This is a genomic window from Paraburkholderia atlantica (assembly GCF_009362785.1).
Classification (GTDB): domain Bacteria; phylum Pseudomonadota; class Gammaproteobacteria; order Burkholderiales; family Burkholderiaceae; genus Paraburkholderia; species Paraburkholderia atlantica.
This window is the reverse complement of sequence record NZ_WHNQ01000016.1, coordinates 130,969-154,370: the sequence shown is the minus strand read 5'-3', so window position 1 is coordinate 154,370 and position 23,402 is coordinate 130,969. Positions and strand designations below refer to the sequence as shown.

The following is a 23,402-nucleotide window of genomic DNA, read 5'->3' as shown; positions in this document are numbered from 1 at the left end:
CCATGAACGCACACTAAATCCGTGTGTACGGAGCAAATCATGAATTCCCCTCGTTCAGGCGACGCCATGTCGACGCTGCCGTGCAGGGTCCTGATCGCAGTCGATTCGTCGATGGCCTCGCGACAGGCACTCACCTACGCCCGAAACATCCTTCCCTTCGGTGCCGAGGTACGGCTCGTGAGCGTGGCCGAGAATCCACATACGCTCTTTCCGACGGGCCGGCATGTTGCCCGCGCACTTGACCTGGCTCGCGAAGAATTGCTGCACGATGCGGCCGAAGCGCTCGACCGCGCGAGGGAATTGATGTCCGAGTGCGACGTGCGTATCGAAGCCGAAGTGATCGATCTCTCGAAGCGCGGCGGCGACGTCGCGGGTGCCCTGCTCGAGGCAGCCGACTCGTGGCGAGCCGACCTGATGGTTGTCGGTGCCCGTCAACACCAGGGCTTGCAGCGTTGGGTCGAGGGTACCGTGTCGGAACCGCTGACGAGACGTCTGCGATGCCCGATACTCGTCGTCCCTGAAAACCACAGCAGGACGGGGGGCCACTTGCCGGAGCGCATCCTGTTTGCGGTCGACGGAAGCCCTCAGTCGATGTCGGCATTGCGGCATGGCGTAAGGTTCGCCACGCCCGACACGCACCTGCGCGCGGTCTACGTGATCGATCGCGCCGTGCGTTTCTCCGACTTCTTCCCCATCGATACGCTCCAGGACGCGTTCGTCGAAGAAGGCAATCAGGCGCTAGCCGCCGCCGAGCCGGTTCTTGCCGACGTGTCGACGCAGACCACTACCGCGCTCGTCAGGACAGGCCCGACCAGCGACGACGTCGCGCACGCTATCGTGCGCGAAGCGAGCGGCTGGGACGCGCAGCTGATCGTGATGGGCACTCACGGCAGGCGCGGCATGGCACGCTGGATACTCGGCAGCGTTGCTGGGCGCGTCGCTCAGATCACGCAAACGCCGCTCCTGCTCGTTCAAGCGACCGGGGCTTGACGGATTCAGGCTGCAGCTTGGGCCTTATGCCCCGTCTCCAAGGGCGTGGAACAGTTCGTCTTCCTGCGCGCAATGCAGACGTACGATCGCATCGAGCCCGTACAGCAGGCGCTGGAATTCGCGCAGGCTAGCGGCATCGGGCCCCTCGGGTCGTATGTCTTCCGTCATTTGCCCGAGCAACCTGGTAATCCGAAATATTTCGCGGTGCGTAGCGCTCATGGCCGCCATCGGGTCTTCCCCGCCAACCATACGTGCGAGACCCGGATACACCTCCAGATCGTCGCGCTGTTCATGCGGCACGAGATGACGCTCCAGCAGTTCGTTCATGCCGGCGAGCGCGCCCACCACTGACGTTCGCGGCAAACGGGGCAGCTTGTCTGCCAGTTCCCTGATTTGCTCCATAACCGGACCGAGCTCGACATGTTCACTTTTGAGGCGCTCCGCGTCGCCACGGGACAGGGAGCCGGCAGTCGCCGTCGAACGTATCCGCAACGCGCGCAACGCGTTCGCGATGACAGCCACATCGATGACCTCCTGGATCACCGCGCCCAGCAAAGGAGGCAGAAACCCGAACGCGGCGGCGACCATTGCGGCAAACGAGAGCGCCATGCCTGCAATCACGCTCTCCAAGGCGATTCGCCTTGTCTGGCGTGCTACCCGTAGTCCCTCGACGAGCCGATCCAGCCGGTCAACCAGAAGCACCACGTCGGCCGCCTCCGACGACGCCGCTGCTCCGCGCGCCCCCATTGCTACGCCGACGTCGGCGGCCGCAAGCGCAGGCGCGTCGTTGACGCCGTCGCCGATCATGATGACCGTGCCTTCCCGGCGCGCTGCCCGAATGGCTTCGAGCTTGTCCGATGGCGTCTGTTCTGGCCGCACTTCAGTCAGGCCGAGCGTCGCGCCGATCGTCTCTGCCACGTCGCGCCTGTCGCCCGTGAGCATGATCAAGCGCCGGATGCCTTCCTGCCGCAACAGCCGCAGCGCCCGGGGCGTCTCGAGACGGATCTGATCGGCCATCTGGAGGGCGCCTATCATCACGCCGTCCACGCTAACGAACACGGCGGAAGCTCCCCCATAGCCCACGCGCTGAAGGAATGCCGCGCTCCACAGCGCTGGCGTCGCTAGCGACGACACGTAGGCAAACGAACCGATTGCGACGGCACGGTCTTCCACTTCGCCCTGCACGCCGGCGCCAGCCTGCTCCACGACCCTTCGGGGCGCTGGCAGCACGAGATTGCGCTCGCGTGCGGCCGTCGTCACTGCTTCGGAAATCACGTGCGCAGACGCCTGGCCGAGAGAGGCCGCAAAGCGCAATACGGTCTCGGGTGAAATAGCCGGACCGGTTTCGATCGAGACGAGGCGCGCGCGTCCGCTCGTCAGGGTTCCCGTCTTGTCGAAGAACAGCACACTGGCCCGCGCGAGCGTTTCCAGCGCGCCGCCGCCCTTGACCAACACGCCACGTCGGGCGCACCGTGACATGCCGGAGACGACCGCCACCGGCACAGCAAGAATCAGCGGGCAAGGCGTTGCCACGACGAGCACCGCCAGCGCCCGAACTACCTCGCCGGTGACAAGCCAGCTGCCACCGGCCAGCAACAGCGCGACAGCGACGAACAGCAGCGCGTAACGGTCGGCAAGACGCGTTGCGGGGCTGCGCTCCTGCTGCGCGGACTCCACCATGCGGACGATTCCGGCAAACGTGCTATCTGCGGCGCTCGCCGCGGCGACCATCTCGAACGCCGCACCCATGTTGACTACGCCGCTGCACACCGATTCACCGGACGATCGCTGCTGAATCGCGGATTCCCCGGTCAGTGTGGACTCGTCGAGCTGCGCGTGGCCCATGAGCGAGCCATCGACCGGTACGAACTCGCCATTGCGAACGAGCAGACGATCGCCGGGACGCACCGTGTCCAGCTCGATCTGGCGCCACTCGCCAGCCTCGAAGCGGTTGGCGTGACGCGGAGTACGGGTTAGTAACAAGGTCATTTCGCGACGCGCCCGCTGCTGGGCGTACTGTTCGAGCGCCCTCCCACTCGCGAGCATCAAGGAGATCACCGCCGCTGTCAGATATTCGCTGAGGCCCAGTGCGAAACCAATGGCAAGCAGCGCGAGCACATCGACGCCCGCTTCGTGGCGCCGCAGCGCCGTGACGATGGATATCGATAGCGCCACCAGGATCGGTAATGCACCGGCTATCCACAGCGCATGTGCGACCGCGCCCCTGCCGATCACGGCGAAAGCAGCCCCGGCTACCAGGCTCCCTCCCGAGACGAGCAGGAGAGCCAGATCGACTGCGGGTAACGGACGTGACATGGCGGGCAGGTGAAGAGGAGTCCAGTCGACCAGGAAGCGCTACGAGCGCGCATCACGCGAGATCCGAATCATAATCAGTGTAGGGATCCATCTTTTACATTTGCTTGACTTGCGTCAAACCGGACGTTTCCCCGCCAATCCGATACTTGCCGTTCGCCGGTCGAACCGTGTCGATTCGCGCTTCCCGTCGCATGGCAAGTTCGAAAAGGTGGTCAATCGGTCAGGAGGCCCTGACATGTCGACGTTGGCAACGCTGTTCGTTGTCGTGCTGCTGCTCAATCTCGCGCCTGCGTTTGCGCCGCCTACGTGGATGGCCATGTCCTGGGTCGGCTTCAATATCTCCGAGGGCAATCCGTTCGTATTTGCCGTCGTAGCCGCCAGCGCCGCAACCATTGGCCGGCTGGTGCTGGCCAGGTTTTCACGGTCCTTGATGCGCGGGCGGCTGATGCGCGAGTCCGACCGGGAAAACATTGCTGTTGTTGAAGAATGGCTCAAGAAGCGCAGGAAGCTCACCGTGGGCGCGTTCTTTTTATATGCGCTGGGACCGTTGCCTTCAAACTTCCTGTTCATCGCATATGGACTGTCGGGATTGCCCCTGCGCGTCATCGGTGCCGCATTCTTCGCGGGTCGTACGATCAGTTATTCCGTCTGGGCTCACCTTGGGCGGTTCGCTTCCGCATTTATCGATCCGGAGTCCGACTTCGAAGGCGGATATCTCAGCGGCTACTTTGTCATCTCCCAGCTGGCCCTGCTAGGTTTTGTGTACATCCTGATGAAACTTGACTGGAAGATGCTGATGGAGCAACGCAAGCTGAGGTGGCGGCGCTCAGTCAGCCTTCCCCCCGTCGCTGAGCGCGGCCAACCCCCGAAGGATTGAACACGGCTGTTCGACCAGCCAGGCGCGTTTTTGCACGCCTTTACAGGCGTGCAAAAGTTTCACGCGGTTCCGATGGCGCGCTGATCTGATCCCGCACGATGTCTCCCTTTCCGCCATCTTTTGACGTGCGTCAAGCCTCCGCACGTATGAGGCCATAGTCTGTCCGAAACAACCCATACGACCGCCCGAACGCTTCCTCGATACCGTCCAGCGAATCAAGGAGATGTGTGATGACACGATGCCTCGTCTTTGTTTCGAGTACGGCAGCTGCGCTGGCCATTTCCCTATCGACCCCCGCTCACGGCGAGCAATTGGCGAGAATCGCGACGCATTCCCAGCGCTATGGTGGGCAAATCGAAATCTCCGCGTATGACGATCCATTCCTGAGGGGCGTCACCTGTTATGTTTCCAAATCACACGACGAAAATGCTCTGGGTGGCACATCTCAGCCGACGCGGGCACCTGATGCGGAAGTTTCCTGTCATCAAGTGGGCAAGCTAACGGCCTCAAATCGTGTCCCCAAACAGGCGCAGGTATTCGACGAATCCGTGGACCCGATCTTCAGGGTCCTTCACGTGTTCCGGATACTCGATCCGAGCCGGCAATCGATCCTGTATTTCAGTTACACAGAAAGTGAACTGGCAGGAGACTTACCCGGCCATGTTGACGTGATTCAGTTACCGGTACGGGGAAGGTAAGCCGGAGAATAGGTGAAGCCCCCGTTTCAGTTTGCAATACCCAACCCCCGATACCGAATCGGCTTATCGGATCGTGCGGATGTTCGAACCTCTAGCTGCGCGTTACGCTGAACGCCTTGCTACCATTGCGTTCGGAGATTCGGCAGCGTGTCCACAATCTCCCGGACTGCCTGCGCCAACGGTCAAAGGCCGACTCGCAGAATTGGGGCGCCGCTGTAACAGCACGGCTAGCGATTGCGGAGCACCGGCTTTGGCACCGCGCCTGAGTTGAGGTCTCCCTCCCGACCATACTTCTCAAGATTCTGGATCTTACGCCTCAACCGCCGCAGTACTGCCTGTTCAAGACCAAGGTGCCATTCGCTGCACGACGCGATCCCGAAAAACGAAAAGATGCGTCAACGCGCCGGCCACATGCAGGCAGATCAACGCGAACAGGACCCACGCCAGCACGCCATGCACATCGCCCATGGCGTGCCCAAATGAAGAGCCGCTGGCGGCGAGCGCGGGCAAAGGGATCGCGTAAGCGAGGGTAACGGGCCAGCCGCGTGACGAGGCATTGATCCAGCCTAGCAGCGGTACGATAAGCAACAGGCCATAGAGCGCAAGCTGTGTGAGCGCCGAGAGGACGCGCAGCGGCCGCGCTATCTCGATCATGGGCGCGGGATGTGTGAGGCGCCAGAGAATCCGGCACAGCATCACTGCCAGTAAAGACGTGCCGGCCACAATGTGCCAGGCAATCAGGCCGACCGGCTTGGTGTCGCGATGCACCTCCGGCATCGTCCAGCCCAATACGAATTGCGCCGCGACGAGCGCGACGATCAGCCAGTGGAGAAAGCGTGAAACACCGTCATAACGTGCTGTAGTCGCCATGTAGACCTCCGTTGGTTTTGCACTGGAAAGAGCCGATGACTCTACGCAGAAGCCGTTAACGAAATCTTAAGACGGGTGCGCGGGCTGTCGCGTGACGTCGCCAGACCCAGTGGCTCTGCTGCAGACATACCACCTTGTGGTCCCGGCTTCGCAGGAAAATCGATGATGACGCCAAGTCCACGCCCGTCCAACTCCGTGCCGAATTGCACGCGCGCGTCGAACATCAGTCTTGCCGTCTCGCGCCGTTAACGGCCGATTATAGGCCGACACAGTCACATTTCGCGTCTCCGCTTCGTTGGGTGGAGTAGACGCTGGATTGAATAGGACGCGTGCGTGGCCGGCACGAAGCCCGTGTAGCGAGCCGGCAGCACCGCCGACGCCTGTTGCGGCGTGAGCGCGGTCAGAATGTGCTGCAACTGGGCGGCATGTCCGGTGACGTGCCGTGCGGCACCACAAGCGCATCGTTCGGCAGCGGCTCCGAGGTCCAGACGATCTTCGTGCCTTCCGGCTTGATCACACGGTTTGCGATCATCGGGTTGCGATTGCGGTCGAAGTCCGTGGCCAGATCGACCTGACTCGACTGCACAGCGACCTCCTTCGCCGCATGCGTCGCGCCTTCCGTGGACTTCCAGAATCTTTTCGGATCGATCTTCCACACTTCCTTCGCATACCAAGTCGGAATCAGCCAGCCCGAGGTGGAGCCGACGTCCGCGAATGAGATCGACATGTCCTTCGTGTCATCCGGGAAGCGGACTACCGTCAGATCGGGACGGCCGACGATGATGCCGTGATAAAACGGTTTGTCGTCTTACTTGAGCGTCGCGAGCGCCTGACAGCCGGTCGAATTGTTCGCGATCATGTAGCCTCATGGCCCCATCCATGCGAGGTCGAGTTGACTCGAGCCCATTGCGACAGCCATCCGGGCCCAGTCGGTCGTAGCCGACAGTTCATAATCGACGCCAAGCTGCTTCGCGAGCCATGCAACGAATGGGCCAAAGCTCTTTTTGGTATCTTCAGCGGTGGGCTGCAGCGGACCGACGCCGAAGCGCAACGACTTGGAGGACTGGGCGTGCGCGAGTGGAGCGAGCGCCCATGACGAGGCGAAGCCGGCCGCGCCGGCAATGAACGGTCTGCGAGTTGTCATGATCACCCTAGGTAGTTGAGACTGGGGCAGGCGTCACCCATGAATGGGGCGGCCGCGGCGCCGCCGGCGATCTTCGCTACGGCGATGAGATCCTCTTCGTCGAGCGCGCGTTTGTTAATGCACCGTGAGCCGGTGTAGTTTTTGCCCCACGCTTCGACGAAGCTGGCGTTGGGGACTTCGAAGGCGACCGTCGCACGGTCTATGTCGTCCCTGGCTCGAGTCAGACTGACCACGATTTTTCCAGACACGATATTTTCCCCGTTCTCCTGATGAAGGCCGGCGTTGCTCCACCACCGACGACGTCAGGCCCTTGCGCTTGAAGAAGACACCCTTATCCGGGTCGGCCATCAAAGACCGATGCCCGGTGCTGCGGCAGTATCAGGAAGTTTGATCAGCAGTCCCCAACCCGGTTCACCGGCGTCCCGCTTCACGTCGAGCGGCGCGCTCGAGTCCATTGCGGGTAAATCCACTGTTGTGGTCATGGTCGCCCGCCGGAAGTTGTCGAAGTCTTCAACGGAGATAATACGGCACACCGCATTGTGCTCGGACTCCATTGTTTGAACGGGGCCACGACACGCATACGCCAAGGTCCGAAGCGTCACATCGCGCGCGTTGCTGCGTCGACATGCAACCCCGCAGGCAATAGTTCGTCACGAGCGAAACGTACGAGTATGAATGCGCGCATGCGGGGTGGATCGCCCGGAATGCGCGCAAGGCGTAGCTCGATTTCGCGGCTGGCCTCGGTATCGTCGTTGCGGATCACATTCATCAAATCCAGACGCAGGCGACGCTTCTCGACATAGATATGCTCGGCAGGAGTGGAAAATACCTCGCAAACCCGGTCCAGTTGAAGGTCAATAAGTTCGGTCGGGACGCGAAGGGCAGCCAGGTTGCGGGTGTTCTCAGCGATCTGGTTCTCCAGCCGCGCCAGTTCATCCGAATCAGCGTCCTGACTGCCCCCGACCACCGAGCGCATGCCCACGCCGCGGCGTTCCAGTAGCGCCACGCGCGCCGCGATAAGCTCTCTGCCTTTTGCTACAAGCGCGTGACGATCAGCGGCCAGTCTGGCGAGCCCCTCCAGCGCCAATTGATCTACCAGGCGGCGCGCAATCTCCTCGCGGAGGTCGGCGTCTGATTTGCCACAGACGCGGACACGATGGTCACTGAAGCAAAGCGTGGTTTGGGGGACGTCATGCCGCACCTCGCCGCCCTCGGATGCAACGCCCAGCACGTGGCGTTCGAACATCGCCATCCCAAGCGTCGCGTAGGCTTCTGTCAGCAAAGAGTTCCGGCCGAAATATGTGCGCAGTTCTTCGGAGCGGCTGAACGCCTTCACGAGATCATCGGGCGTTGCGAAGAAAACGCGAATCAATGGATCGGTCGACCAGGCGGCCGCATTGGCTTCGTGCGGCGCGGGGAGCGAACCTATCAGATCGTCGATGTAGGTCAGCGAGACGGAAACGGCTTTCCCGAGACGTTCCCTGTAATGTCGTGACAGGCGCAGGCGCGGGTTCATCGCAATGACGCGATCGATCATCTCGGCCACACGCGCGCTTTCGGCATGTGCAGTTCGTGCTCGCATGGGATGAAACAGACTGGCAAGCAATCCCATAATTCACCTCTTACGAGAATCTCACATTGCGTGCGTGGTCACGTGAACCGCGGCGAATCCACAACCGCAATAGTAGTTGCCCTGACAGCTCCGTGCTAGCAAATGTCATGGCGACCACGCGTGTGCTCTTCTGCCGAACGGGGTGTCCCCTGTCACAGGCGACGGCTACGATGTACCTGCCCGCCTACGCGTCAGTCAGGCTAAAGGGCCACGCGTCTATCAGACTGCCGGGCGGCGACATGTCAATTGATCCATGTCAAGACTGGTAAGTGACTCGCTTCCGGGGACGTCTCGGTCGGGCAGTTATCGTCGCGCGAGTGATCGTTAATAGCTTCGTTCCCGACAGGAATCGCCCTGCGCAATCGAGATGCGCTCGAATTGATGCAGGTCAACGGAGCCAGCCGTCAGCGCGAGTGCAATGGCGACATGCGCTAAACGCTCCGATCAACCGTCGCCGCATCGCTGGTTTCGCGAAATCGTGTATTGGTGACGAGGGCTCAACATACACTGCGCCAATGCAAAATTCGATAGCGTGCTTGACGGCCATCGCCGCTTGCCTGACCGGCTGCGCGCACATCCCGGCAGCGTCGCCGCAGACCCCCGGCCAACCCACAGCCTGTGTCGCGGGTCCGCCGATCGATCTGCAACGCTACATGGGAAAGTGGTTCGTCATTGCGGAAACGCCATATCTCGGCGATAACGACTATGTCGGCAGCTACGACGAATGGACATTGCGTGCCGATGGACAAATCACAGACGACTATCGCGGCCGACGACACTCATTCGACCAGCCGGTCACAGGAAGCCACTTCGTGGCGAAGGTTGTGGGTGGAACGGGGAACACGACGTGGCGAGTCGGACTCATCTGGCCATTCGAAGTCCGGGTTGTGACCGCGTACGTGGATCCTGAGTATCACCACACGATTCGCTGCATGGTCGACAGCAACATGGTGTGGGTGCTCTCGCGCAGTCCAACGATGGACGAAGAGACTTACCTCGATCTGATTGCCCGACTCGCCGGTATGGGCTTCAACGTTCAGAGAATACGGCAGGTTCCACAAGATGCGGGACAAACCAGCCCAGCGGGATCTGAATGAAATCCGTGGGAACGGGATTCGAAACCGGTGGCTTAAAACCACAATCGGCGTCGTTTCAACGGGCCTCACGCTTTGGTCGGATGTCCCGATGCTCCATCATTGATACACGTCAACGCCTGCGCCTCGCAGGCGCTCATCCTCTTATTCGAGCGTCACGCTTTTTCATCCCAGCGGTCATCTGCAACTGGGCGTGATCCCAGCTTGTCCGGCACTGCCGGATGCCGGCAGACTGGCGGCGCTCTCGCGATTGCCACCACGGGAGGCATTGATGTTGACCCAGTCCGAAGCTGCCGCCCTGCACGCGACGCATATGCCGACTCTTCGAGCGGAGAACGTAGTGCCCTATTTCAGCAATGCCGACCTGCCCGAATCGGTTCGGGATCATCTGCCGCAGCACGCGCAGGAGATCTATCGGGCTGCATTTAACGCTGCATACGAGGAATACGCGGCCGATGCGCGTCACGAAGAAATCGCGCATCGCGTGGCATGGGCGGCAGTCAAGCGGCGTTACGTCAAGGACGGCAATGAGTGGATAGCGCGCCGCTGATCCGCCCGATGGTGGCGCTCCTGCTGCCGGTCAAAGCCCTTTGTGCTGTAAAGCCCGCCAGGCCCACAATCCGGTTGACTTGCGTCACCGCTGCGGTCTCCCGCCTACCTGGACTGGATTCAGTCATGCGCTAAGACATCTTTTGCATGCCGATGGAGTCAATGCGATGAACTACCGCAACTTGCTGGTCCATCTGGACAACAGTCAGGCCGCACGGCAGCGCCTCGAGATCGCGTTGCGCGTCGCCCGGCAGTTTGATGCGCAATTGGTGGGGCTGGACGCCACCCCCATTCCAGATCCTCACATATTGTCCGCGATACCGGGCGCGGCCAGCATGTACGCGGAAGTAATGCGGCAGAGCGATCAGCAGCGAGCGGCTTTGCGTGATCTATTCGACGCTGCGTGCCGGCACGCAGAGGTCGCCGGCCAATTCCGATGCCGCGACGGGAGCGACATGCGTAGCATCGTGCGGTACGCGCGTCTGGCTGACCTTATCATCGCCGGCCAGTCGAACTCGAACGCCCCCGAAACATACATCCACGATCACGTTGGCGAACAGCTGATGATGACAGCAGGGCGACCCGTGCTCTTCGTGCCGTACACGGGCGTATTCCCGAGCGTCGGCAACCGCATCCTGATTGCCTGGGATGGAAGCCGCGAGGCGACCCGCGCCATTCACGACGCTCTGCCGTTCATTTCCCGCGCGCGACAGAACATCCTCGTGACGGTGCACGGACCGGCGAACGCGCCGCTTGGCGCGCGCATTCCGGGCGCGGACATGGCACGTACGCTCGCCCGTCACGACGCGGTCATCGACGTGCTCGAACTCGAAGGCGCCACCGGAGAGCGCGTGGGAAGCAAGTTGCTGTCGTGCGCGCAGGCTCATGGCAGCGACCTGATCGTGATGGGTGGATACGGTCACGCGCGCTGGCACGAAGCCGTGTGGGGCGGTGTTACGCGCGCCCTGCTGCAATTGATGACTGTCCCGGTTCTGATGTCGAACTGAATCCGCGCAGTTTGCGTGAGGTACGTCATGTTCGCGAATACCGTCGTTCGCTCTGGACCCGCTTCGCGCGCTCAGTCTCGGATTCCGCGATACGGCGCAATGCGTGCGTCAACGGTCGAACGCCTTTCGGATTGACCTGCGTCAGGTGTGCATCTTGCCGCGCGGTGCCTCGCACAGCACGCGTTCGCATCAGATCCCTATCGCCGTTGACATGCATCAACCGCGCTGGCGCGCGAGGCCCTACGATGAAACCGTGCGTGAAGCGCAGACGGGGTTCAGCATGCTTAAACGGATCTTGCTAATAGGATTTCTGGCACTGCCGGGGTCATTCGTCGTCGTGTCGCTCGCGTGCGTTCATCCTCGCGTCCGCGCAAGGTTGGCCGAACTCGCATACGCGCCGCAGTTGCTCGCTCGTGTGAACAGACATATTGCGCCGTCCACATTCTTCGAACGTGGCGGCGTGAACAAACGCATTTGAGTTGCACGGCGCGGAGGTTACAGGATGAAACACAGATGGCAAGGCGGACTTCTGGCGGCCACGGCAGGACTTATATTCGCCGCAGCGCTTCCGCGCGCGGCAACGGCGGAAGAAACCACAACCCGGGCGGCCCCCGACAAGCCCTTCTCGGGCACCAGCGTCACGCATGCGAACGCGGTCGTGTTCGCGATAGACGCCGGAAGAAACAGCATGACACTCCTCGAAGACAACGGTGAACCCGTCGACGTGGTGGTCGACCCGAGTATCGGAGATGTGCGAAAACTGCGGCTGGGCGACACCGTCGCCGTCACGTTCAACCGCGCGCTATTGCTGCGGGCCGACAAGTCCAACTCGAGTGGTATCCGCGAGCGCGTCGATAAAGGGTTTACGACCGGCGCATCGCTCGGCGCGTCCCTTGCCCTACACCGGGTCGAGGCAGTGGTCACCGTCGTGCAGATCGATCGCGGCAAGCGTCAGTTGACGTTGCGCGGACCGACGCGCACCGTTGTGCTGCAGGCGTCGTCAGACGGGTTGCTCGACGGGCTCGAAGCGGGCGACAGCGTACACGTCGACTACGTCGAGGCGACTGCGGTTCAGATCACACGAGACGGCGCTCCGGTACGCTAAACGCGTCCCGCAAATGCAGTAACAGGAGCGATCATGGCACACAGATTCATCGGCGGCGACCGGCCAGCAGCGGCGCAGCGCGGACTCGAAACTAGCGACCCGGGTCTCGCGCAATATGTGCTGCGCGTCTACAACTATATGGCAGCGGGCCTCGTGCTGACGGGCGTCGTTGCATACGTCGGAGCGGCGAGCGGATTGTATGCATCGATCGCCGCCACGCCTCTGTTCTGGATCGTGCTGCTCGCCCCGCTCGCCCTCGTCTTTTTGCTGAGCTTGCGCATCGAGCGAATCAGCCTCGGCGCGGCACGGATCTGCTTCTGGTCCTATGCGGCACTGGTCGGCCTGTCGCTGTCCGGCATCTTCCTCGTGTACACGGGCGACAGCATCGCGCGCGTATTTCTCATCAGCGCGGCCACCTTCGGTGCCACGAGCCTCTATGGATACACGACACGCGCCGACCTGTCGCGCTTCGGCTCTTTCCTGTTCATGGGGCTTGCGGGCATCGTGATCGCCAGTCTCGTCAATCTGTTCCTCGCCTCGACGGCGTTGCAGTTCGTCGTTTCCGTAATTGGCGTGCTGGTATTCACGGGCCTCACCGCCTACGACACGCAGCGCATCCGCAACCTCTATATCGCGGGCGAGGATGATGTCGTTGCCGGCAAGAAGGCGGTCATCGGCGCGCTCGCGCTCTATCTCGACTTCCTCAGCATTTTCCTGATGCTGCTGCGCCTGCTGGGCGACCGTCGCCGTTAGGCCGGCTGTCGCGCGCCGCAACGGGGGGGTGCGCGAGCAACAGGCATCGTGCTGTAGCGCCGTCCTCCATCAAAAGGCTTCTATGAAAGCCGGCCGTCCGCCTCCTCACTTCAGACCCGACAGAAAGCCGTCTTCAGCATGGCCTGATGCCCGCCGGGATCACAAGTCGCGCTGTTCGCCCCATCAAACACCCCGGTTCAAGCGACAGGGCGTCTTTTGCGAGCGTCTTTTCAGATGTCGATAAACGTTGCGCGTTGATCGTGGAGGTCCTGTCGCTGTCAGATTTCGAGAACCAGGTCACGGACCATGTCAATGAGCTCTATGAACGAGGACGCGGATTCCCGCGCATCTCCTCCTGTTTTAGCGACGTTTCCAAAACTTCGGCAGACGACGCTATATAGCGACGCGCCCACTCAATGGCATCACCTTCAGCCATTGCCTTAGTGGGCTTGACCGCCCGGAGAAAGAAACGGACCTTGGGCACTTTGATTGGTTTCGCGTAGTCGCCTTGACGAGAAAAGCGCGCCTCGGCCGTCCATCCATCCACACGTTCGGGAAAAATCTCAACGAAGAAAGGTTTGATCGAATACATCATGCGCTCCGGTGGTCTGTCGCCTACCGTACGCCACGCGTCCCGTCGTCATTTGATCTGGGTCATACAAGCTGTCGCGTACTCTCTCTCAGACGGGAATGAATTTCAGTGCGCCCAGCTGGCACCGGCCCGCGAACATGCAAGCATGACCTGGATCAATATGCGCGGCCCGTCCGGTTCTACGATGAATCCCAAGTCGAGAGAGAGTACGCGACAGCTTGGATGAGGCGCCAAATCATGAATCGTTACCTGCATCTTGGGCCTGAAAGAACAGAACGTAATGCGCCGACCGCCGAGGAAATTCTGCAGGACACGCAGAGTTTCTCACTGGTTCTGGGCGGTCCACTCTATCAGCTTCTGCGCCGGACGCACATGGCCGACGATGCGCTGGCATTGGTGCGCCAGCGGGTTCTCGTCATCTCGCTGTTGGCCTGGCTGCCGCTACTGGTGCTCGCTGCTGTGGACGGGCATTTGCTAGGCAACCGTGTGGCGCTACCGTTCCTGCTGGACCTGGAAGTTCACATCCGCTTCCTCGTGGCCGTGCCCCTTTTGATCATCGCCGAGCTGGTTGTGCATCGGCGGCTGCGTCCGATCGCGCAGGCCTTCCTCGAGCGCAAGATCATTCCGGAAGCGTCCGTTGCGCGGTTCGATGAAGCTGTCAGGTCAGCATTCCGTCTGCGTAATTCTGTGGCCGCCGAGCTGATGCTGATCGCTCTTGTGTACGGTGTGGGTGTCCTTGTGGTGTGGCGCCAATACATCGCATTGCAAACGACGTCGACGTGGTACGCAGTACCCACTGCCAGTGGCTTGACCCTTTCGCTCGCTGGATTCTGGTACGCCTTTGTGAGCGTCCCGCTGTTTCAGTTCCTGTTGATCCGCTGGTATTTCCGGATCTTTATCTGGACGCGGTTTCTCTGGCAGGTGTCGCGCATCGAACTGAGCCTTGTTCCCACTCATCCTGATCGCGTCGGCGGTCTGGGATTTCTCGCCAATACCGTCTACGCGTTCATGGCCCTCCTGGCCGCGCACGGCGCGATGCTTGCGGCCCAGTTCGCGAACCGCATTTTCTTCGCCGGGGCCGCCCTCACGGAATTCAAGGTCGAGACTGCATCGATGGTTCTCTTCCTGTTGTGTCTGGTCTTTGGTCCTTTACTGGTGTTCGCGCCTCAACTGGCCCAGGCGAAGCGAACAGGCCTGAGTGAATACGGCGCTCTGGCCGAACAGTACGTGCGTGAATTCGACGCCAAGTGGCTGCGGGGCGGCTCGTCTGGCGGTGAGGCGTTGGTGGGCAGCGGTGACATTCAATCGCTTGCGGATCTCGCCAACAGTTTCGACGTGGTCCGAACCATGCGTATCGCTCCCATTACCAAGGAAGCCATCGTTCGCCTTGCAGCCGCGGTACTTGTGCCGATCGTGCCGTTGGCCCTGACGATGATGTCGCTGGAAGATCTGGTGAAAAGACTGTTCGGCCTGGTGTTCTAGGAGTTGCCCTGCTTTGCGCAATGGCCGCCAAAGATCCTGCAGAGCCAACTGCAAACGCGGGAGTCGCCAAGCAGTCTGATCGATTCGCGTCAAACGAATCGCGGTCCAAGCGTCCGTCGTTCGTCCGCGGGAATCGGGCGTCAAGCCAAGGAGACGAAATCTGCACCCGCGAGCTCGAGCTCGCGGTAAATCCGCTCTATCTGCTCCCGCTCGCACAGGCGGGTTCCCTCAGTGAGCAACGACGCCGAAGCGGCCGCCACCGCATAGCGCAAGGTTTCGTCAAACGTCATGCCGCGATTGAGCGACCAAACCATCGCGGCGAGGAAGCTATCTCCCGCGCCGATCGAACTCGAAACCGGTACCGCAACTCCAGGCACGCGCAGCGCACGATCCGCAGTGACGACGAGTGCCCCGTGTTCGCCGAGCGTGAGCGCGACGATCGCCGCGCCGCCGGCACGCACGACGTCGCGTGCGGCGGCGAGCCGCTGCGCGTCGTCTTCCAGCTCGCGGCCTGCCAACGCGCAAAGTTCAGACAGGCTCGGTTTGACCAGGAAAACCCCAGCCGCGAGCGCCGCGGCTAGCGGCGCGCCGGAGGTATCAAGTACGACGCGGGTGTCGTGTTCCCGTGCAATCCTTGCGACGCGAGCGTAGATGTCGTCGGGGACACCCGGCGGCACGCTGCCGCTCAGTACGAGGTAGCGTGGCACGACGGCGACCTCGCCGATGTGCCGCAGGCAGGTCTGCCATTCCGCTTCGGCGAGCACGGGCCCTGGTAACACGAAGCGGTACTCGCGTCCGGACGAGGTCTCCCGAACGGAGAAGTTTTCACGGGTCTCGCCAGCGATGCCGATACAGGTGGCGTGTACCCCTTCCGCTTCGATCATCGCGCTCAGCGTCAGGCCAGGCGCACCGCCCGCCATATAGAGCGCCTCGCAGTCGCCACCTAGCCGATGTATCACGCGCGCGACGTTGATCCCACCGCCGCCAGGATCTCGCCGCGCCGCGCTGCAACGAAGCTTGCGCGTGTCGACGATTCTATCGACCGAGGTCGCGACGTCGACCGCTGGGTTCAGTGTCAGAGTGAGGATCTCGTGCATCTGGCATCTCCGGGCGCGCCGGGGCGTCTGCAACCCGTTCAGGCTGTCGCCGCCGGCGAAGCCACGCGAGCTTCCGCGCTTGCCACTGCGCGCTTGACCGCAATGAAGCTGTCCGGGCTCACCGACATCGAATCGATCGCACAGTCGACGAGAAACACCGCGAATTCCGGGTGATCGCTCGGCGCCTGACCGCAGAGCCCAACCTTCGCGCCTGCCCGATGCGCGTCGTCGATCACGCGACGGATCATCCATTCGACGGCTTCGTCCTGCTCGTCGAACAGTGGCGCCAGCTCCGCCGAGTCACGATCGACGCCGAGCGTCAATTGCGTGAGATCGTTGCTTCCGATCGAAAAGCCGTCGAAACGCTGCGCGAATTGGCGCGCAAGAATCACGTTCGACGGAATCTCGCACATCACGTATACCTGTAGTCCGTCCTGCCCGCGCCGCAAGCCATTCTGCGCCATGACTTCGAGCACCTGATCGGCTTCGCAAACCGTGCGACAGAACGGGATCATGACCACGACGTTGCGCAGCCCCATTTCTTCGCGCAGCCGCCGGATCGCTCTGCACTCCAGCGCAAAACCTTCGCGATAGCGCGGCGAGTAGTAGCGCGAAGCGCCACGGAACCCCAGCATCGGATTCTCCTCGTGCGGCTCGAACGCCTGGCCGCCGATCAGATGCGCGTATTCGTTGGTCTTGAAGTCGCTCATGCGTATGATCGCGGGCCGCGGGTACTGGACCGCGGCAATGCGGCCGAGTCCTCTCGCAAGCCGATCCACGAAATACTCCGCCTTGTCCGGGTACCCTGCCGTCAGTTCCTCGATGCGCTGCTTCGCGGTCGCGTCCGCGAGTTCATCAAATCGCACGAGCGCCATCGGATGAATCTTGATGTCGTTGCTTACGACGAACTCCATGCGCACGAGACCGACGCCGTCAGCCGGTAAGCGCCACCAACGGGAGGCGGCCGCGGGATTGGCCAGATTGAGCATCACATGGGTGCGCGTTTGCGGGATCGATCGGAAATCGATCTCCTCGACGTCGAACGCGGCCGTGCCCTCGTATACGAAACCTTCGTCGCCTTCCGCGCACGACACCGTCACCTCCTGTTCGTCGTGCAGCAGATGCGTGGCATTGCCGGTACCGACGATCGCGGGCAGCCCCAGTTCCCGGCTCACGATAGCCGCGTGCGAAGTGCGCCCGCCGTGGTCCGTGATGATCGCGGCGGCGCGACGCATCACCGGCACCCAGTCGGGGTCGGTGGTGGGCGTCACCAGAACCGCGCCGTCGACGAAACGGTGCATGTCGCTCGGATGCTCGATCACGCAAACCGCGCCGGCCGCAATCGCTTCACCCACGCTGACGCCGCGCAAAAGACGGCGCCCCGCGTCGCGCAGCCGGTAGTTCCTCACCGAACTCGCTTCCCGGCGCGACTGCACCGTTTCGGGACGCGCCTGCACGATGAACATCTCACCGGTCGCGCCGTCTTTCGCCCATTCGATGTCCATCGGCTGCCCGTAGTGAGCCTCGATCGCGCAGGCCGAGCGCGACAGGGACAGGATCTCGGCATCGTCAAGCACGAATGCGGCGCGTTCGGCTTTGGAAGTCGGCACGTTCTTCGTCGAATGAGGCCCGTTTTTCGCGTAGATCATCTTGCGGGCCTTCTCCCCGCGCTTCTTACCGACGATCGGTGAATACCCGCGTTCAGCCAGCAGCGGCTTGAACACTTCGTACTCGTCCGGATCGACCGCGCCCTGCACGACGTTCTCGCCAAGGCCCCATGCTGCATTGATCAGCACAATCTTGTCGAACCCGGTCTCTGTGTCGATCGTAAACATCACGCCCGCGCCGCCGAGATCCGAGCGCACCATCCGTTGGACGCCGATCGACAGTGCAACCTGCAAATGGTCGAAGCCCTTGGCCGTTCGATACGCGATGGCCCGGTCGGTAAACAGCGACGCGTAGCAGCGCCGGCAGGCATCGAGCAGCGCCCGCTCGCCGCGCACGTTGAGGAAAGTTTCCTGCTGGCCGGCAAAGCTCGCGTCGGGAAGATCCTCGGCTGTGGCGCTCGAACGAACCGCGACGTCAGCGTCGGCGCCGCCGCTGCGCTCTCCGAGCGTTCGATATGCGGCGCAGACGGCCTGCGCGAGTTCGGTCGGCCAGTCGCCATGCACGATGGCCGCGCGGATCGCCTCCCCGGCTTCGGCCAGCGTGAGGCGCCCTTGCGCGAGGTCCTCGAGACGCGCCGAAATTTGGTCGCGCAGACGATTGGCGTCGATATAGCGCCAATAGGCCTGCGCCGTGGTCGCGAATCCCGGCGGAACCCGAACGCCATGCCCGTCGAGTTGGGACAATAGTTCCCCAAGCGACGCGTTCTTGCCTCCGACGCTTGCGACGTCCTCGCGTCGCAAGTCCTCGAACCAGATCACCTGCGCGACAGCTTGATCCATGTTGTGCTCCTTGCCCCGACCATTTGCCGCGCCGTGTGCGCGGCGCGACGTCCCGCCTGCGGCAGGGCGCTTACTAGATGCTGATATAGCCCTGGAAAGTCCACGGCAGCTGCATTTGCGCCTGCCTCGCCGATTCGCCGCCGAACTCGAAGCACGTGCCTGAGAAACCCGGGGCGCCATCCGACGAGAAGACCGGCACGAAAGCGAACTCATCGTTCACCGTGATCAGAAAATCGCGGTTGTAGCGAGATGGCGCGAAGATCGTCACCGAGCGAAAGAACTGCGACGTCTGGAACGGGGGGTCGACGTCGATCCCACGCGTTCCGGAGGCGCGGCCCAAATCGAACCGCGCGGGAATCTCGTACTCGAGACCGCCCCGTTCGACCCGCTCACCTGGCGTGAACACGAGCGTCGCGCCGGGATACGGAAGAGTGTGTATCTGCTGAGGGGCCGGCCCTTCCGGTCCGAGAATCAGTGGCGGGTAGGCCCACATCGACAGAGCCAACGATGCTGTTTTCTGCGAAAAAAACTCTGCAAGCCAGTTCATGCGATTCTCCACCGCGACCTTGTATCGATCTCCGACAATCGGAAGCTATGTCATGCAGCTATCGGTCGCATCGCTGCATCCATTCAGGCTCACTGTAGGCGGCCCCGCGCATAGCTCATTGATGTGGGTCAATCGCCCACGGTAGAACGACGCGCAACGAGCCATTGTGTTGACGCACGCTACACAACTCGACGCGGCGTACCCGCACATCAGAGATTCGAGCAGGACTCCTCCGATGCCACTGACTGCTGCCTGATTTCGAACCCCGCGCGAGATCAAGACTGCAGAAGTCCATTCCGGCAAACCGCAACGTGTCAGTGTGTAACGACTTCATAGCCGTCGGCCGCGACCTTCCACGTCGTCACGCGCTGCAGTCTTTCGAAACGATGAATGGCGCCGGAAATCGCAGCCTCCTGCGCGGCGCCGTCAAAGCAGACGCGCATGACCTCGCAGTGATGTGGGAAGCCGCGGTGGTCGAGGATCTCCTTGTAGAACACGACTTCGACGCGGGGCACATCCGCTCGCGCGGCGCCGCTCCGCGCGAGCGACGCGTTGCGCGAGCGGGTGTTGATACGATGACAGCGCCTGTTCATGCCGCTACGCGCCGACTCGGCCTCGCAGTTCGAATCACAACCGGCAAGCTGGCGCTTGTCACGTCGTTCAAGTTTCTTCGCCATGGCAGTGCTCCCCCATCTTTTTGCGGCTCGTCGCAACAAATCCCCTTTCCGCGCAAAGAGCGCAGGGCGCACATAAAGTGTGTCGCGATATGAAGCAATTTAGACGTCTCGCTCCGGGCCCCGTTGACGCATGTCAACCGGATCACGTCGACGAGCCGGTGCTTTCGTGCAAGCTCATTGGTGCTTTGCCAGTACTACCTCAACGGTTAATTCAATGCTGCTATTCGGGCGCAAGAATTGCGTTCCCTGCCCGTCCAGGCGGGTAATAGATGCTATAAAGTGAATGAGCCTTGTTGCTCGTCGGCGGTACTTTCGCGCAGCCGGAGATCGAATGGAATCGTCCAAGCACTTGAACAGCCCCACGCACGAGCTATTCCGCCAGGTCGTCGAAGCGGCCCCCAACGCGATGGTGATGGCGGACCGGGACGGCCGGATTGTGCTCGTCAACGCGCAGGCGGAGAAGATGTTTGGTTATCTGCGAGACGATCTGGTCGGCCATAGCGTCGATATGCTCGTGCCCGAGCGTTTTCGTTCGGCGCATCCTCAGTATCGCCGCATGTTCTACGGCAACCTCAGCAGCAGGCCGATGGGTACCGGACGCGATCTTTTCGCGCTCAGAAAAGACGGCTCCGAAGTCCTTGTGGAGATCGGACTCAATCCGGTCACGACCTCGGAGGAAGTCTTCGTGCTGGCCGCGATCGTCGATATCACGGAACGCAAGCGCGCCGAGCAGGAACTTATCAGGCGTACCGAAGAACTCGCGCGTTCCAACCACGATCTCGAGCAATTCGCCTACGTCGCGTCGCACGACCTTCAGGAGCCGTTGCGCGCCGTCGCCGGGCCCCTTCAGCTGCTACAGCGCCGCTATCACGGGCAACTGGATGCCCGCGCGGACGAATTCATCGCACATGCGGTAGATGGTGCGACGCGCATGCAGAAGCTCATCGAGGATCTGCTTGCGTACTCGCGCGTCGGAAGGTCGGGCGCCACGCAGGAACTGGCCAGCTGCACGACGGCTCTCGACCAGGCGCTCAAAAGTCTGAGCGTCGTGCTGCAGGAATCTCACGCGCAGATCAATCGCGATGCGCTCCCCGTGGTCATGGGCATTCCGACGCAACTCGCTCTGCTGTTCCAGAACCTCATCGGCAACGCGATCAAATTCCGGCGACTCGATCAACCGGTGCGGATCGACATCGGCGCCCGCCGTGAACGAGACGAATGGATCGTTTCAGTCAAGGACAACGGAATCGGTATCGAGCCGCAATACTTCGAGCGCATTTTCATGATTTTCCAGCGCCTGCATTCGCGTGCCGAATACCCCGGCACGGGAATCGGCCTCGCGCTCTGCAAGCGTATCGTCGAACAGCATGGCGGCCGCATCTGGGTGGAATCCGGGCCAGATGGCGGATCGACCTTCTTTTTCACGCTGAATGCGAAGTTGGATGGCAGCGCTCGAACGTAATGTCCGCCCGAGGAGACGCCAATGCAGTCACAGGTTACGAGCAATCCCGTACACATCCTTCTGGTCGAAGACAGTCCTACCGACGTGTTGATGACGCGCGAAGCGCTCGAGGACCAGGAGGTGCTCAATCCGTTGCACGTCGTGCAGGACGGCGCTGAAGCCATGGATTTCCTGCACCGCAGCGGTCGGCATCACGACGCGCCCCGTCCCGGCCTGATCATTCTCGATCTCAATCTGCCGAAAAAGAGCGGCCGGGAAGTCCTTGAGGAACTGAAAGCCGATCCCGATCTGCTGAGTATTCCCGTCATCGTGCTCACCACGTCGAGATCAGAGGAAGACGTTGCAAAAACGTACGGATTACATGCCAATTGCTGCGTCACCAAGCCAGTCGACTTTACGATGTTCGTCGATGTCCTGCGCAGAATCAACGACTTCTGGTTCAGCGTCGTGACATTGCCGCCGGCCAAGCCATGAACACGCCCCAGCATCTGCGAATTCTCCTTGTCGAAGATAGTCCGACCGATGCCCTGTTGATCCGGGAGGCGCTTGCCGATGTGGACGATTTCCAGCACGCCCTCGTGCATGTGGAACGTCTTGCGGACGCCATTTCTCGCTGCGTGGCCATTCGTTTCGACATCGTTCTTCTCGATCTGGGTTTGCCCGACGCGCACGGAATCTCCACGTTCAGGACCTTTCGCGATCGGGTACCGGAGCTACCCGTGCTGGTATTCACCGGCCTCGACGACAAGTCGGTTGGCCTTCTGGCGATCCAGTACGGCGCGCAGGACTATCTGGTCAAGCGTGACATCGACCCGTCGGCACTGAGCCGCGCGATCCGCTATGCGATCGAGCGCCATCGCATCGCGCATGCGCTCGAGGAAAGCGAAGAGCGCTTTCAGTTGGCCGTCAGCGGTGCAAGCGCGGGGTTGTGGGACTGGGATCCGCAATCCGGTGCAACCTGGCTTTCCCCTTATTTCAAGAAAATCCTCGGCTATGAGCCCGATGAGTTTCCCGACGATTCCGGGACGGTTCTCGACGCCATTCATCCGGCCGACCGTGGACGCGTCAACACCTGCCTCGCCGCGCATCTCGAACAGATGCGCCCCTACGACGTCGAATACCGCATGCGGACAAAATCCGGCGAATACTGCTGGGTCCATGCGCGCGGGCAGGCGCTGTGGAATCAGTTCGGGCAACCCTATCGCATGCTGGGCTGGATCATCGATGTCACAGAACGCAGGCTCGCCGAGGAGGCCTTACGAGCCTCCCGCGAGGAGCTCCAGCGACTGTCGGCAGGCATCCAGCAGGCGCGCGAGGACGAAAAAGCCCGGATCGCGCGGGAATTGCATGACGATTTCGGCCAGCAGCTGGTCGCGCTGAAGATTGCGTGCGCGAGGCTCGATGCGTCGATCAAGCGTAGCGATAGCCCGGCAGGGGCGGCCGACCTCGCCAACGTCTACAAACTCATCGATCAGCTGGTCGTGTCAGTAAGGCGCATCGCCACCGATCTGCGGCCGGCGATGCTCGACGATCTGGGCCTGATCCCAGCCCTCGAATGGCTCGTCAACCGGTTTTCGGAGCGACATGGCGTGCGCGTCTCGCGTCGCATTGCCGACAACATCGCTTTCAACGACGACAGCGCCACAGCTGTGTTCCGGATCGTTCAGGAAGCGCTGACCAACGTCGCCCGGCATGCGCGAGCGACCGAAGTGGTGCTTGAAATACTGCGAAAGGAACCGCATTGCGTCGTTCACATTACAGACAACGGCTGCGGCAGCGCGCCGGACCAACGGCCCGCAGCGGACTCGTTCGGCCTGCTGGGAATCCGCGAGCGCGCGTGGGCCCTTCGCGGTGACCTGCAGATCCGCACGGCGCCGGATCAGGGCTTTGCGATCACGGTCTCGTTGCCGCTCGACACCATTGAAGCCCGCAGTGGAAGAAGTTGACGGACGTCGTGTTCGAACAGAGTCTCTGCAAAAGACTAAATGGCATGATCCGTATCCGGTCTCGGGTCACCGGACTCGGCATCCTATTGGCTCAGGGACGCAATTGTGGCGCGTTGCGTTGTCAGACGACGACAGAA

Annotated in this window: 21 protein-coding genes and 2 pseudogenes; 12 read left to right on the top strand and 11 right to left on the bottom strand. The window is 61.7% G+C overall.

The annotated features are described in order from the left end of the window. Window positions 1–39 precede the first annotated feature (39 nt). A complete protein-coding gene (locus GCT19_RS22785) occupies window positions 40–990 on the top strand; it encodes a universal stress protein (protein WP_026228209.1) in 951 nt (316 codons plus the stop codon). A gap of 24 nt (window positions 991–1,014) precedes the next feature. Here the strand turns inward: GCT19_RS22785 and GCT19_RS22780 are convergent, their stop codons facing one another. Next, entirely contained in the window at window positions 1,015–3,306 is a 2,292-nt protein-coding gene (locus GCT19_RS22780; protein WP_026228208.1) for a heavy metal translocating P-type ATPase, read from the bottom strand. A gap of 235 nt (window positions 3,307–3,541) precedes the next feature. Here GCT19_RS22780 and GCT19_RS22775 point away from each other — a divergent pair, with 235 nt between their 5' ends. Together GCT19_RS22775 and GCT19_RS22770 are read left to right on the top strand one after the other, a co-directional pair. Beyond that, a complete protein-coding gene (locus GCT19_RS22775; protein WP_018433027.1) occupies window positions 3,542–4,183 on the top strand; it encodes a membrane protein in 642 nt (213 codons plus the stop codon). Between the two features lie 230 nt (window positions 4,184–4,413). Next, window positions 4,414–4,881, top strand: a complete 468-nt coding sequence (locus GCT19_RS22770; RefSeq protein WP_018433026.1) for a CreA family protein — start codon at window positions 4,414–4,416, stop codon at window positions 4,879–4,881. A 339-nt stretch (window positions 4,882–5,220) separates the two neighbouring features. On the opposite strand, the gene GCT19_RS22765 is transcribed toward GCT19_RS22770, so the two are convergent. From GCT19_RS22765 to GCT19_RS22745, 5 genes and pseudogenes are all read right to left on the bottom strand, one after another. Continuing rightward, complete coding sequence (locus tag GCT19_RS22765; protein ID WP_018433025.1) at window positions 5,221–5,751, bottom strand: cytochrome b; 531 nt, start codon at window positions 5,749–5,751, stop codon at window positions 5,221–5,223. 400 nt (window positions 5,752–6,151) lie between these two features. Next, window positions 6,152–6,895 (bottom strand): annotated as a pseudogene (gene phnD / locus GCT19_RS22760) (phosphate/phosphite/phosphonate ABC transporter substrate-binding protein). 2 nt (window positions 6,896–6,897) lie between these two features. After that, complete coding sequence (locus GCT19_RS22755; protein WP_026228207.1) at window positions 6,898–7,143, bottom strand: hypothetical protein; 246 nt, start codon at window positions 7,141–7,143, stop codon at window positions 6,898–6,900. 99 nt (window positions 7,144–7,242) lie between these two features. Then, complete coding sequence (locus tag GCT19_RS22750; protein ID WP_152853172.1) at window positions 7,243–7,449, bottom strand: hypothetical protein; 207 nt, start codon at window positions 7,447–7,449, stop codon at window positions 7,243–7,245. Between the two features lie 44 nt (window positions 7,450–7,493). Then, the gene (locus tag GCT19_RS22745) at window positions 7,494–8,432 is read right to left on the bottom strand and encodes a hypothetical protein (RefSeq protein ID WP_018433020.1); all 939 of its coding nucleotides are present in this window, start codon (window positions 8,430–8,432) and stop codon (window positions 7,494–7,496) included. Between the two features lie 590 nt (window positions 8,433–9,022). Between GCT19_RS22745 and GCT19_RS22740 the strand changes: the two genes are divergently transcribed. The 5 genes from GCT19_RS22740 to GCT19_RS22720 all read left to right on the top strand — a co-directional run bounded on the left by GCT19_RS22740 (window position 9,023) and on the right by GCT19_RS22720 (window position 13,015). Continuing rightward, entirely contained in the window at window positions 9,023–9,604 is a 582-nt protein-coding gene (locus tag GCT19_RS22740) for a lipocalin family protein (RefSeq protein ID WP_018433019.1), read from the top strand. A gap of 268 nt (window positions 9,605–9,872) precedes the next feature. Further along, on the top strand, window positions 9,873–10,151 hold the full coding sequence (locus GCT19_RS22735) for a ChaB family protein (protein WP_018433018.1): 279 nt from the start codon (window positions 9,873–9,875) through the stop codon (window positions 10,149–10,151). Window positions 10,152–10,317: 166 nt separating this feature from the next. Further along, window positions 10,318–11,157 carry a universal stress protein gene (locus GCT19_RS22730; RefSeq protein WP_018433017.1) on the top strand — a complete coding sequence of 280 codons (840 nt, stop codon included), beginning with the start codon at window positions 10,318–10,320 and terminating at the stop codon, window positions 11,155–11,157. A 688-nt stretch (window positions 11,158–11,845) separates the two neighbouring features. Beyond that, window positions 11,846–12,262 (top strand): hypothetical protein, encoded by a 417-nt coding sequence (locus GCT19_RS22725; protein ID WP_152853171.1) that lies wholly within the window; start codon window positions 11,846–11,848, stop codon window positions 12,260–12,262. A 33-nt stretch (window positions 12,263–12,295) separates the two neighbouring features. Continuing rightward, window positions 12,296–13,015 carry a Bax inhibitor-1/YccA family protein gene (locus GCT19_RS22720; protein ID WP_018433014.1) on the top strand — a complete coding sequence of 240 codons (720 nt, stop codon included), beginning with the start codon at window positions 12,296–12,298 and terminating at the stop codon, window positions 13,013–13,015. Between the two features lie 319 nt (window positions 13,016–13,334). On the opposite strand, the gene GCT19_RS22715 is transcribed toward GCT19_RS22720, so the two are convergent. Further along, on the bottom strand, window positions 13,335–13,610 hold the full coding sequence (locus tag GCT19_RS22715) for a hypothetical protein (RefSeq protein ID WP_018433013.1): 276 nt from the start codon (window positions 13,608–13,610) through the stop codon (window positions 13,335–13,337). 234 nt (window positions 13,611–13,844) lie between these two features. On the opposite strand from GCT19_RS22715, the gene GCT19_RS22710 reads away from it, so the two are divergent. Further along, window positions 13,845–15,089 carry a hypothetical protein gene (locus tag GCT19_RS22710; protein ID WP_035490461.1) on the top strand — a complete coding sequence of 415 codons (1,245 nt, stop codon included), beginning with the start codon at window positions 13,845–13,847 and terminating at the stop codon, window positions 15,087–15,089. A gap of 140 nt (window positions 15,090–15,229) precedes the next feature. On the opposite strand, the gene GCT19_RS22705 is transcribed toward GCT19_RS22710, so the two are convergent. From GCT19_RS22705 to GCT19_RS22690, 4 genes are all read right to left on the bottom strand, one after another. Next, the gene (locus GCT19_RS22705; RefSeq protein WP_018433011.1) at window positions 15,230–16,186 is read right to left on the bottom strand and encodes a 1-phosphofructokinase family hexose kinase; all 957 of its coding nucleotides are present in this window, start codon (window positions 16,184–16,186) and stop codon (window positions 15,230–15,232) included. Window positions 16,187–16,224: 38 nt separating this feature from the next. Next, a complete protein-coding gene (ppsA, locus tag GCT19_RS22700; RefSeq protein ID WP_018433010.1) occupies window positions 16,225–18,633 on the bottom strand; it encodes a phosphoenolpyruvate synthase in 2,409 nt (802 codons plus the stop codon). 73 nt (window positions 18,634–18,706) lie between these two features. After that, window positions 18,707–19,180 carry a hypothetical protein gene (locus GCT19_RS22695; protein ID WP_018433009.1) on the bottom strand — a complete coding sequence of 158 codons (474 nt, stop codon included), beginning with the start codon at window positions 19,178–19,180 and terminating at the stop codon, window positions 18,707–18,709. 314 nt (window positions 19,181–19,494) lie between these two features. Then, window positions 19,495–19,857: a hypothetical protein gene (locus GCT19_RS22690; protein ID WP_018433008.1), complete on the bottom strand. Its 363-nt coding sequence runs from the start codon at window positions 19,855–19,857 to the stop codon at window positions 19,495–19,497. A gap of 367 nt (window positions 19,858–20,224) precedes the next feature. On the opposite strand from GCT19_RS22690, the pseudogene GCT19_RS22685 reads away from it, so the two are divergent. From GCT19_RS22685 to GCT19_RS22675, 3 genes and pseudogenes are all read left to right on the top strand, one after another. After that, a pseudogene (locus tag GCT19_RS22685) lies at window positions 20,225–21,319 on the top strand (sensor histidine kinase); the annotation flags it as partial. Window positions 21,320–21,340: 21 nt separating this feature from the next. Next, on the top strand, window positions 21,341–21,793 hold the full coding sequence (locus GCT19_RS22680) for a response regulator (protein WP_018433006.1): 453 nt from the start codon (window positions 21,341–21,343) through the stop codon (window positions 21,791–21,793). Then, on the top strand, window positions 21,790–23,265 hold the full coding sequence (locus GCT19_RS22675; protein WP_018433005.1) for a PAS domain-containing protein: 1,476 nt from the start codon (window positions 21,790–21,792) through the stop codon (window positions 23,263–23,265). The genes GCT19_RS22680 and GCT19_RS22675 overlap by 4 nt, the downstream gene beginning before the upstream one ends. Window positions 23,266–23,402: the final 137 nt, after the last annotated feature.

Coding starts and splice junctions, on each gene's coding strand:
- GCT19_RS22785 (WP_026228209.1), top strand. CDS start 40: ATGAATTCCCCTCGTTCAGGCGACGCCATGTCGACGCTGCCGTGCAGG.
- GCT19_RS22780 (WP_026228208.1), bottom strand. CDS start 3,306: ATGTCACGTCCGTTACCCGCAGTCGATCTGGCTCTCCTGCTCGTCTCG.
- GCT19_RS22775 (WP_018433027.1), top strand. CDS start 3,542: ATGTCGACGTTGGCAACGCTGTTCGTTGTCGTGCTGCTGCTCAATCTC.
- GCT19_RS22770 (WP_018433026.1), top strand. CDS start 4,414: ATGACACGATGCCTCGTCTTTGTTTCGAGTACGGCAGCTGCGCTGGCC.
- GCT19_RS22765 (WP_018433025.1), bottom strand. CDS start 5,751: ATGGCGACTACAGCACGTTATGACGGTGTTTCACGCTTTCTCCACTGG.
- GCT19_RS22750 (WP_152853172.1), bottom strand. CDS start 7,449: ATGGAGTCCGAGCACAATGCGGTGTGCCGTATTATCTCCGTTGAAGAC.
- GCT19_RS22745 (WP_018433020.1), bottom strand. CDS start 8,432: ATGATCGATCGCGTCATTGCGATGAACCCGCGCCTGCGCCTGTCACGA.
- GCT19_RS22740 (WP_018433019.1), top strand. CDS start 9,023: ATGCAAAATTCGATAGCGTGCTTGACGGCCATCGCCGCTTGCCTGACC.
- GCT19_RS22735 (WP_018433018.1), top strand. CDS start 9,873: ATGTTGACCCAGTCCGAAGCTGCCGCCCTGCACGCGACGCATATGCCG.
- GCT19_RS22730 (WP_018433017.1), top strand. CDS start 10,318: ATGAACTACCGCAACTTGCTGGTCCATCTGGACAACAGTCAGGCCGCA.
- GCT19_RS22725 (WP_152853171.1), top strand. CDS start 11,846: ATGACACTCCTCGAAGACAACGGTGAACCCGTCGACGTGGTGGTCGAC.
- GCT19_RS22720 (WP_018433014.1), top strand. CDS start 12,296: ATGGCACACAGATTCATCGGCGGCGACCGGCCAGCAGCGGCGCAGCGC.
- GCT19_RS22715 (WP_018433013.1), bottom strand. CDS start 13,610: ATGATGTATTCGATCAAACCTTTCTTCGTTGAGATTTTTCCCGAACGT.
- GCT19_RS22710 (WP_035490461.1), top strand. CDS start 13,845: ATGAATCGTTACCTGCATCTTGGGCCTGAAAGAACAGAACGTAATGCG.
- GCT19_RS22705 (WP_018433011.1), bottom strand. CDS start 16,186: ATGCACGAGATCCTCACTCTGACACTGAACCCAGCGGTCGACGTCGCG.
- ppsA (WP_018433010.1), bottom strand. CDS start 18,633: ATGGATCAAGCTGTCGCGCAGGTGATCTGGTTCGAGGACTTGCGACGC.
- GCT19_RS22695 (WP_018433009.1), bottom strand. CDS start 19,180: ATGAACTGGCTTGCAGAGTTTTTTTCGCAGAAAACAGCATCGTTGGCT.
- GCT19_RS22690 (WP_018433008.1), bottom strand. CDS start 19,857: ATGGCGAAGAAACTTGAACGACGTGACAAGCGCCAGCTTGCCGGTTGT.
- GCT19_RS22680 (WP_018433006.1), top strand. CDS start 21,341: ATGCAGTCACAGGTTACGAGCAATCCCGTACACATCCTTCTGGTCGAA.
- GCT19_RS22675 (WP_018433005.1), top strand. CDS start 21,790: ATGAACACGCCCCAGCATCTGCGAATTCTCCTTGTCGAAGATAGTCCG.